Annotated in this window: 8 protein-coding genes and 2 pseudogenes; 4 read left to right on the plus strand and 6 right to left on the minus strand. The window is 72.7% G+C overall.

What is annotated here, in order from left to right; all coding sequences use genetic code 11:
- Nucleotides 1–273, minus strand: a pseudogene (locus ND747_RS28940) (23S rRNA (guanosine(2251)-2'-O)-methyltransferase RlmB); the annotation flags it as partial.
- Between the two features lie 761 nt (nucleotides 274–1034).
- Here ND747_RS28940 and ND747_RS28945 point away from each other — a divergent pair.
- From ND747_RS28945 to ND747_RS28955, 3 genes are all read left to right on the plus strand, one after another.
- Nucleotides 1035–2147, plus strand: coding sequence for a PP2C family serine/threonine-protein phosphatase (locus ND747_RS28945; protein ID WP_251737427.1), 1113 nt, complete (start codon nucleotides 1035–1037; stop codon nucleotides 2145–2147).
- Between the two features lie 31 nt (nucleotides 2148–2178).
- The gene (locus tag ND747_RS29950; RefSeq protein WP_251737428.1) at nucleotides 2179–2439 is read left to right on the plus strand and encodes a hypothetical protein; all 261 of its coding nucleotides are present in this window, start codon (nucleotides 2179–2181) and stop codon (nucleotides 2437–2439) included.
- A gap of 124 nt (nucleotides 2440–2563) precedes the next feature.
- The gene (locus tag ND747_RS28955) at nucleotides 2564–4015 is read left to right on the plus strand and encodes an FHA domain-containing protein (RefSeq protein ID WP_251737429.1); all 1452 of its coding nucleotides are present in this window, start codon (nucleotides 2564–2566) and stop codon (nucleotides 4013–4015) included.
- Nucleotides 4016–4175: 160 nt separating this feature from the next.
- Here ND747_RS28955 and cysS read toward each other — a convergent pair whose 3' ends face one another.
- The 5 genes from cysS to ND747_RS28980 form a co-directional block, all read right to left on the minus strand.
- On the minus strand, nucleotides 4176–5657 hold the full coding sequence (cysS, locus tag ND747_RS28960) for a cysteine--tRNA ligase (protein WP_251737430.1): 1482 nt from the start codon (nucleotides 5655–5657) through the stop codon (nucleotides 4176–4178).
- 58 nt (nucleotides 5658–5715) lie between these two features.
- On the minus strand, nucleotides 5716–6108 hold the full coding sequence (locus ND747_RS28965) for a PPOX class F420-dependent oxidoreductase (RefSeq protein WP_251737431.1): 393 nt from the start codon (nucleotides 6106–6108) through the stop codon (nucleotides 5716–5718).
- Nucleotides 6109–6261: 153 nt separating this feature from the next.
- Nucleotides 6262–6789, minus strand: coding sequence for a 2-C-methyl-D-erythritol 2,4-cyclodiphosphate synthase (ispF, locus tag ND747_RS28970; protein ID WP_251737432.1), 528 nt, complete (start codon nucleotides 6787–6789; stop codon nucleotides 6262–6264).
- Entirely contained in the window at nucleotides 6786–7547 is a 762-nt protein-coding gene (gene ispD, locus ND747_RS28975) for a 2-C-methyl-D-erythritol 4-phosphate cytidylyltransferase (RefSeq protein WP_251737433.1), read from the minus strand. Before ispD ends, ispF begins: the two co-directional genes overlap by 4 nt.
- 301 nt (nucleotides 7548–7848) lie before the next feature.
- Complete coding sequence (locus tag ND747_RS28980; protein WP_163549059.1) at nucleotides 7849–8331, minus strand: CarD family transcriptional regulator; 483 nt, start codon at nucleotides 8329–8331, stop codon at nucleotides 7849–7851.
- A gap of 279 nt (nucleotides 8332–8610) precedes the next feature.
- Here ND747_RS28980 and ND747_RS28985 point away from each other — a divergent pair.
- Nucleotides 8611–8799, plus strand: a pseudogene (locus ND747_RS28985) (thioredoxin); the annotation flags it as partial.

The raw sequence follows: 8799 nt of genomic DNA on the forward strand, positions 1-8799 counted from the left end.
GGCCCCGGCGGCCCGGCCGCCCTCACCGCCACGGGCGCCGGAACGATCACGGTCGACGCCGGTCGCCTTCGCCTCCGCCGCCGCCTTGCGCTGCGCTGGGTGACCGGGACGCAGATGCGCGGGCGGGGTCGCTCCTCGGCCCTCCAGCGCCCGACGGCCCTGCCCGCCGCTGCCGTTCGCGGCACCCTTGCGGTGCGAGCCGGCCTTGCCTGCCCGGCCGCCCTGGCCGCCGCGGGCGATCCCGCCGCCACCCCGACGCCCCCCGCCGGCCATTCAGCACCACCCCGGGGTGAATGCACCGAACCAGAACATTCCTGGCCCGAACGGGCCGGCTCCGGACGAGCCTGGTCCGGACGAACCTGGTCCGCGCCATGGCGATCCGGCAACGGACGATCCGACCTCGGGTGATCCGGATACGGGTGATCCCGACACGGATGCCCCGCGCGGACGTGAGACGACCATGTGACCACGGTATCTGGCGTGACGCACGGTATCCGGCGCCAGCCGGGGAATCCCTCGGCGCGGACCCACCTGGCCGATCGCCCGGACACGTCCAGGTACCCCGGCCGCCGGCCTCGGCCGGGGACCCCCACCCGGGGGGCCGGCCGGACCCGTGCCAGCGACCTGACCCGACATTGCCGTTCGCGGCGGCATCGCGCCCTATCCTGATGCGGCGGTCCCCGCCGGGGGTCGTCGACATCGGACCCTTACGCTCATCAAAGCTCGCGCCGACGAAGGAGAACACGCCGGACAGTGGCCTGCCGGTAGCGGTCTCGGTCATCGACGCACCTCGGTGAACCTGGGAAGATACGTCCCCATGAATCCGTGATGACCAACGTGATCCGATCGACCAGTCCGCCACGGGCGTCCGGCCATCCCACACCGGCCGGATCGCCGGGGCACCACCCGGGCGCGGCCGGCACCGCGGCCACGGTGGCGAGTTCCGACGACCGGACCAGCAGGGGCAGGAGGCACCAGCACATGGCTCTGCGCACACCGCCCGTACACGGGCGTCACCTTCCGGCGGCGTGACGATGGACCTCAACCCGCACGACGACGCCCCGACGGTGGCCTACCAGTTCGCCGGAGCCGGCGCCTTCGACCCGGAGGACGAGCTCAGCCGCTGCCCGGTCTGCGCGGCGCCCGTCTACGCCGACGACCGCTACTGCGAGGTCTGCGGACACGCGCTGGAGGGGCCCGACCCGGCCCACGGCGACGCCGACCACGCCGAGGTCGACCTCGGCGAACTGGCCGGTGTCTGCGACCGGGGGGTACGCCACACCACGAACGAGGACGCGATGGGCCTCGCCGTGGTCTACGGCACACTGATCGCGGTGGTCTGCGACGGCGTCTCGACGACCCCCGGCTCCGGTCAGGCGTCCGCGGCGGCGGCGGCCACGGCGATGGCGGTACTCGCCGACGCGGTGCGGGCGCACGGGCCGGGGCATCCGGTCCACCACGACTCGCTGCCGCCTCGTGGCTCGGGCGGGCGGGCCGACGACATGCTGGACATCCTCGAGCCCGACTATCCGACCTACGACGAGCCGCGCACCGCCCCCCGGGCGGTCGTCGGCGGCTTCTCCCCGGAGGATGCCGAGGCCGTCCTGCACACCGCGGTCAACGCGGCCCAGGACACGATCGCCCAGCTCAGTGCGGCGGAGGGCCGGATGGCGCCGTCCTGCACGTTCGCCGCGGCCATCGTCACCCCACCGACGCCCGACGGCCCGGGGATGGTCACCGTCGGCTGGGTCGGGGACAGCCGGGTCTACCTGCTCGGCCCACGCTGGTGCGAGCGACTCACCTCCGACGACACCTGGGCCGCCGAGGCCGCCCGGGCCGGCCTCATCCCGGCCAGCGAGGCCGAGACCCACCGGCGGGCGCACACCCTGACCCGGTGGCTCGGCGGCGACGTGGAGGACGTCGCCCCGCACACCGAGGTCTTTCCGATCGAGACGCCTGCCACGGTGCTGGTCTGCTCGGACGGTCTGTGGAACTACGCCTCCCGGCCCGACGTCATGGCCTCGCTGGTCAACCAGCTGCCCGCGCACAGCACGGCGATCGAGGTCGGTCGCCATCTCGTCGAGTTCGCCATCGACGCAGGTGGTCACGACAACATCACCGCGGTCGTCGCCCGGGTGGATCACTGATGTCCGCCCCGTCGCGGGAGCACCGAGGCCGGTGGGGCCGGGCCGGGCCGGAGGCCCGTCGTCCTCTCGGCACGACCACTGCGACACTGTTGGTCGGCCCGTACGGTCGAGGTTTCCCCGGCCGTCCGGGGAGGCCGCGCTGCCGGCAAACGGGGGCACGCACCACCTCCTACGGAAGGCGGTTCACAACGACGAAGACACAACAGGTACGGTTCGGTGCAAGAAGAACGTTGAGAAGATCGATGAGCTGATCATCGATGGAGTGGTCATCGATGGAGCGGTTCATCGATGAGATGGTCCTGGACCCACGGTCGACGAGGACCCTCCGGGTGAACCGGTGATCAGGTGATGGCGCTGGGCTTGCGCGAGCGCCTGTCTCACTACCCGACTACTGCGATCGGTGCGGAATTGGGATCATGACTGGTCAGGAGAGGTACGAATACCGTCCGGACGACGGCGGTCGGTCTCCCTACGGAGTCGACGAGCCGGGCGGGAGCCGTCGGCGCGGCGCGGCCGCACCGGACGGTCCCGACTCCGCGGGGGCCGGGGGCTACGACCCGCTGGGTATCCGGCGGTCGCCGGCCGATCTGGCCGGAGTGGCAGATCCACCGCGCGGCGGCGACCCCTACGGCGGATACGACCGGGACGGCTACGCCGACCAGCCGCGCGGCGGCCGGGGCTACCAGGCGGACCCCTACGATGCGCCCGGCGGGTACGACCGCGACCCGTACGCCCGACCGCGGGACGACCGTTCCAGCCCCGACGAACGTGCCGGCGCTGACGGTCGCGGGCGCGACGGCTACGACCGTGGCGGCTACGGCGGTCAGGCGGATCGCGGTGGCTACGGCGAGCCCGCCGACCCGTACGGCCGCGGGGCCGACCCGCGGGCCGATCGCGGTGGCTACGGCGAGCCCGCCGACCCGTACGGCCGCGGGGGCTACCCACCGGGCCGGGAAACGCCCGACGACCGCGGCGCCGGTGGTTATGCCGACCGTGGCGCCTACAGCCGCGGCGGCGACGACCGCAGCGACCCGGGCGGCTACCCGCCCGGCCGCGACGACCGTGGCTACGCCGAACCCGCCGGGCGCGGTGGCTACGGCGAGCCGGCCGACCCGTACGGGCGGGGCGCCGACCAGCGTGCCGACCCGCGCGGTGGTCGCGGTGGCTACGGGGACGAGCACGACCCCGACGCCCACCGCCGGGCCCGGCGGGACGACGGCTACGGCGGCTACCCAGCCGACCCGCTCGCCCCCGAGGCACCGGGAGCCGGTGCGGACCGAGGCTTCCAGCAGGCGCGCGGCGGCGACCCGCGGCGCACCACCGACCCCCGTTACGCCCGCCAGGGCGGCGGTGACCCCCGTGGCGGCGATCCCGAACTGTCCGACCCGCGGGCCGGTCGGCGCGACCCCCGGGACGTGCTGGACGACCCACGCGCCGCCGGCGGCTGGGACCGCGAGGACGAGCGTCCTGCGGCCGCAGCAGGCGTCTGGGAGGCAATCGTCGAGGCCGAGCGGGAGTACTACGACAGCGGCGACGACCACCGCGTACCGTTCCCGACCTTCTACCCGCGCCGGGTGTTCGCGCTGGCCGGGGTGAAGATGCTGATCGGCCGGCGCAGCGAGTCCCGCGGCATCCATCCGGACATCGACCTGTCCGGTGCGCCGGAGGACCCGGGTATCTCCCGCAGCCACGCCCTGTTCGAGCAGCTGCCCGACGGCGGCTACGCCGTGCGGGATCCCGGTTCGACCAACGGCACCCGGCTCAACGACGAACCGGACCCGATCGAACCCGGCCAGACCGTTCCCCTGCGTGATGGCGACCGGGTCTACCTCGGCGCCTGGACCCGCATCACCCTGCGCGCCCGCTGACCCCCGGGGCGCCGGCCGACCACGTCCGATCGGCCGGCGCCCCAGACAGCTTCCCGGCCGGGGCGTACCAGCAGCGCCAGATCTGGCCAATCCCCCAGGCCAACGGCGTCCTGCGCACCCCCCGGGCAAGCTCACCCGAGAGGTGCGCGCTCCGACGGCGTCATGCCAGGTGCCAGCGCTGCCCTTCGGGCGTGTCCTCGACGATGAGGCCGGCGGCGGCCAGCCGGGCACGGATCGCGTCGGCCTCGGCGTAGTCCCGCCGGGCCCGGGCCGCGGAGCGCAGGTCCAGCACGATCTGCATGACCCCGTCGAGTGCCGGGCGCAGCTCGGCGCCGGCGGTGGGCCACTGCTCATGCGGATCCAGGCCGAGCACGGCAAGCATCCGGCGGGTCACGTGCACCCAGGTGGCCAACGCCCTGCTGTGGGCCTTCGACAGCACCTGGTTGCCCTGGGCCACCGCCCCGAACAACGCGGCCAGCGCCCGTCCGACGGCCAGGTCGTCGTCGAGAGCGGCGGTGAAGTCCGCCCAGGACCCGGCTGCGCCGGCGCCGTGTGGCCCACGCTCGGCGGAGGCCGGCCCGTCATCGGCGGCCAGCGCCGCCGCCTCACCGGGACCGCCGAGGATGTCCAGCGCGTTGCGGACGAACGTCTCGACCCGGTCGTGGGCGGCGGTCGACTCGGCGAGCGCCTCCGGGCTGTACTCCAGTGTCGACCGGTAGTGCGCCGACAGCAGGTGGTAGCGCAGCACCTGGGGCCGCACCACCTCGAGGGCGTCGGCGACAAGCACCGAGTTGCCCAGCGACTTCGACATCTTGGTGCCACCGGTGGTGAGCAGACCCACATGCATCCAGTACCGGGCCATCTCGTCCGGTGCCCCCGCCCCGGGACGGCCGGGCGCACCCGTGGCGGTCGCGGCGCACAGGGTCTGGGCACGTTCGTTCTCGTGGTGCGGGAAGACCAGATCCAGCCCGCCACCGTGGATGTCGAACGTCGACCCGAGGTACTTGCCGGCCATCGCCGAGCATTCCAGATGCCACCCGGGGCGGCCGTCGCCCCAGGGGGAGGACCAGGACGGCTCACCCGGACGGGCGGCCTTCCACAGCGCGAAGTCCCGCGGGTCGGCCTTGCCCGGCTCCGCCTCGGCGGAGGGCAGCATCGCCTCGGGCCGCTGGTGGGACAGCGCCCCGTAGTCACCGAACCGGCCGACGCGGAACCACACGGAGCCTGCGCCCGGGTAGGCGTAGCCGGCATCCACCAGCGCCGCGACGAGCGCGATCATTTCGGGGAGGTGGCCGGTCGCCCGGGGCTGGATCGTCGGCGGCAGGATGCCCACCGTCCGATAGGCCTCGTCAAAGGCGCGGGTCTGCCGGGTCGCGAGCTCCCACACGGACGTGTTGTCCCGCCCGGCATTGACGATGATCTTGTCGTCGATGTCGGTGACGTTCTGGACCAGCGTCACGTCCTGGCCGGACTGCTCCAGCCAACGGCGCAGGAGATCGAACGGCAGCGCCGTGCGCAGGTGCCCGACATGCGGCGCCGACTGCACGGTGGGTCCACACACGTAGACGCCCACGTGGCCGGGGCGTAGCGGCTCAAATGGCCGCACACGCCGCGTACGTGTGTCGTAGAGGTGGAGACCCATCTGTCAAGGGTACGGCCCGAGCCGGCCGGCTGGGCGGTCAGGCCACGCCGGGACGGTGTCAGCCGACTGTCAGTATCCGATCCGCCACGACCCGAATGACCACACGGATCTCCTCGGGGTCGTCCCAGCGGTAGATGTCGCCGGTGTACTTCAGCGACAACCGGTCGATCAGCTCCCGGCCGCCCTCCTCCGCCAGCGTGGCGGTGCCGCGCACCTCGACGTAGCTGTACGGGTCCACCTGGTCGAGAAACATCAGGCTCACCCGCGGGTCACGGGCGATGTCGCGCTCCTTCGCCCGGCCACGCGCGGTGGAAAGCAGCAGGTCATCCTCGTCGCGGTCGACCCAGAGCACGGTCATTCGGGGCGAGCCGTCAGCCTGAACCGTGGCCAGAACGACGTAGGTTCGTGCGTCGGCCAACGCCCGCACCGGCTCGGGAAGTCGGTCAACCATGAGACTCCTCGGAAGCGGCCAGTCACAGCCCAGCCTTTCACCCCGCTCCCCACACGCCACCGTCCGATGACCGATCGGCATATCCAATCGACACATCCGGGCCGGCGAACGGTGGGCTGGGACGCGGACGGTGCGCCGGGGCCGGCGGGTGGGTCAGGCGCGGACAACGAGGGCGGTGGCGATCGCCGCGAGGCCCTCACCGCGCCCGGTCAGCCCCAGACCGTCGGTGGTGGTGGCCGACAGGCTCACCGACGCGCCCAGCGCCGCCGCCATCGCCGCCTGTGCCTCGAGACGGCGCGCGGCCATCCGCGGCCGGTTCCCGATCACCTGCACCGAGACGTTCCCGATCACCCAGCCGGCGTCGGCCAGCAGGCGGGCGGTCTCCCCGAGCAGCACCGCGCCAGACGCGCCGGCGTATTCGGGCCGATCGGTGCCGAACACCTTGCCGAGATCACCCAGCCCGGACGCCGTCAGCAGGGCGTCACAGGACGCGTGCGCCGCGACGTCGCCGTCCGAGTGCCCGGCGAGCCCGGTCTCCCCCGGCCACTGCAGGCAGGCCACCCAGCAGGGCCGCCCCACGGCGAACGGATGCACGTCCACCCCCACCCCGACCCGGGGCAGAATCACCGTCGTGACCGTGCCCGGCGCCGGTGCCGGCCGGGATGTGTCCGCCGTGCTCACCCATGCCTCCGTACATCCGTGGTCGCACAGACCTCTGCCTCGTTCCGGCCGTCCACCGCGGTGGAGGCGCGGGCGAGCAGTGCCTCGGCGAGGACCAGATCGGGCGGTCGGGTCACCTTGAACGCCTCCTGGGCACCGGGCACCGTCGTCACCGGCACCCCGAGCGCCTCGACCAGACCGGCGTCGTCCGTTACTGGAACGTCGTGCAGCGCGTAGGCCGCGGCCAGCACGTCGCGTCGGAATCCCTGGGGGGTTTGCACCGCCCGCAGGCCGTCCCTCGGCGGGGTACGGATCACCCGGCCGTCCGGCCCTACCTCCTTGACGGTGTCCGCGAGGCCGAGCACCGGAATGACGGCCGGATGCCCGGCGATCACCGCCGCGGCCACCGCGTCCACCAGCGCGGGCGGGGTCAGTGGCCGGGCCGCGTCGTGCACCAGGATCACCGAGATGTCCTCATCGAGCGCGCTGAGTGCCCGGCGGACGGAATCGACCCGCTCCGCGCCGCCGGCGATGACCTGTACGTCCCGCCCGAGCAGCTGGGCGACCACCTCCACCAGTGTCGGCGGGGCCGCCACGACGATCTGGGACACCAGCTCCGAACGGCGCAGCGCCTCGACCGAGCGCACCAGCATGGGCCGGCCGCCCAGCGACCGCAGCGCCTTCGGGGTCCCCCCGCCCAGCCGCTCACCGCGACCAGCCGCCGGCACGATCGCCGCGACCCGAGCGCCCCTGCCGCGCAGTTGGGGACTCTCGCCCATCACCAGACCTCCCGTGTGCCGTCCACCCACGAGAGCATCGCCCATCGCGGCGACCGTAGGCGAACCGGCCGACCGCTGGGCGCAGTACACACGTGGCTGGACGGACCTGAGTCGCCACCGCGAGGCACCGCTGCTGCGGCCCCGCACGCCACGCCGGCCGGCGAACCGGCCAGACCGGGCAACCTGCACCCGACCCAGCGGATCCGACGGCCGAAAACAAGATTTTCTGGAGATATCCGGGCCGATCAGCGCTTACTGACCGGAGCCGGATTCACCATGCCGAGATCGGCTGGTTCGCCGATCAGCCAGCGAGAACCTCGTCGAGGACTGCCTCGGCCTTGTCCTCGTTGGTGCCCTCGGCGAGCGCGAGCTCACTCACCAGAATTTGCCGAGCTTTGCTCAGCATCCGCTTCTCGCCTGCGGAAAGACCGCGCTCGCGATCGCGCCGCCAGAGGTCACGAACAACCTCGGCAACCTTGTTCACGTCACCCGAAGCGAGTTTTTCGAGATTCGCCTTGTAACGCCGGGACCAGTTTGTGGGCTCCTCGGTGTGCGGTGCACGGAGCACCTCGAACACCCGTTCCAGCCCATCCTGCCCGACGACGTCACGCACCCCGACCATGCCGACGTTGTCGGCAGGAACCCGGACCGTCAGATCGCCTTGGGCGACCTTCAGCACGAGATAGAGTCTTTCCTCGCCCTTGATGACACGGGTTTCAATCGCGTCAATCAGAGCAGCACCATGATGCGGGTAAACAACGGTCTCGCCGACTTGGAACGCCATGTGTCACGTGCCCCTTCCGCCTCTACCAGCGTAACACGCACGCATCGCCGCAGGTCAGACGCGCGCGGCCAGGGGCAACGCCCGCAAGAGCATCCGTGGCGGCCTCGACCGCGCCTTCCAGCGACGTTCGCCGCGACGACCACAGCCGACCCCTGATCCGGGTCGGCTCCACACCAGATCCACGGTCCCGGACCCGTCCGTCCACGCACGCCGTGGCCAACTGCTCTACCAGGTAAAACGTGACGTAGTTCGATCGCATGCACCGCGGGTGGCACTCCCGTGGACGCTAGCGCGAGCCGGCCCCGCCCACCCGCCGACACGACGGCACCCCTGCACACGACCACCAGAAACGATGTCGACACACCCTCCGCCGGATCCGACCCGCCCGGCCGCGGACGACCCACCGGCGCCCCCGAGCCGGCCCCGGTCGCCAGCGCCCCGGCCGGCTCGTCCCCGTCCGGCTCGAGC

The organism is Frankia sp. R82 (assembly GCF_023716925.1).
Taxonomy (GTDB): Bacteria; Actinomycetota; Actinomycetes; order Frankiales; family Frankiaceae; genus Frankia.

What these genes read in the sequence shown, in the direction of transcription:
- ND747_RS28945 (WP_251737427.1), top strand. Translation starts at nt 1,035, where the DNA reads ATGGACCTCAACCCGCACGACGACGCCCCGACGGTGGCCTACCAGTTC.
- ND747_RS28955 (WP_251737429.1), top strand. Translation starts at nt 2,564, where the DNA reads ATGACTGGTCAGGAGAGGTACGAATACCGTCCGGACGACGGCGGTCGG.
- cysS (WP_251737430.1), bottom strand. Translation starts at nt 5,657, where the DNA reads ATGGGTCTCCACCTCTACGACACACGTACGCGGCGTGTGCGGCCATTT.
- ND747_RS28965 (WP_251737431.1), bottom strand. Translation starts at nt 6,108, where the DNA reads ATGGTTGACCGACTTCCCGAGCCGGTGCGGGCGTTGGCCGACGCACGA.
- ispD (WP_251737433.1), bottom strand. Translation starts at nt 7,547, where the DNA reads ATGGGCGAGAGTCCCCAACTGCGCGGCAGGGGCGCTCGGGTCGCGGCG.
- ND747_RS28980 (WP_163549059.1), bottom strand. Translation starts at nt 8,331, where the DNA reads ATGGCGTTCCAAGTCGGCGAGACCGTTGTTTACCCGCATCATGGTGCT.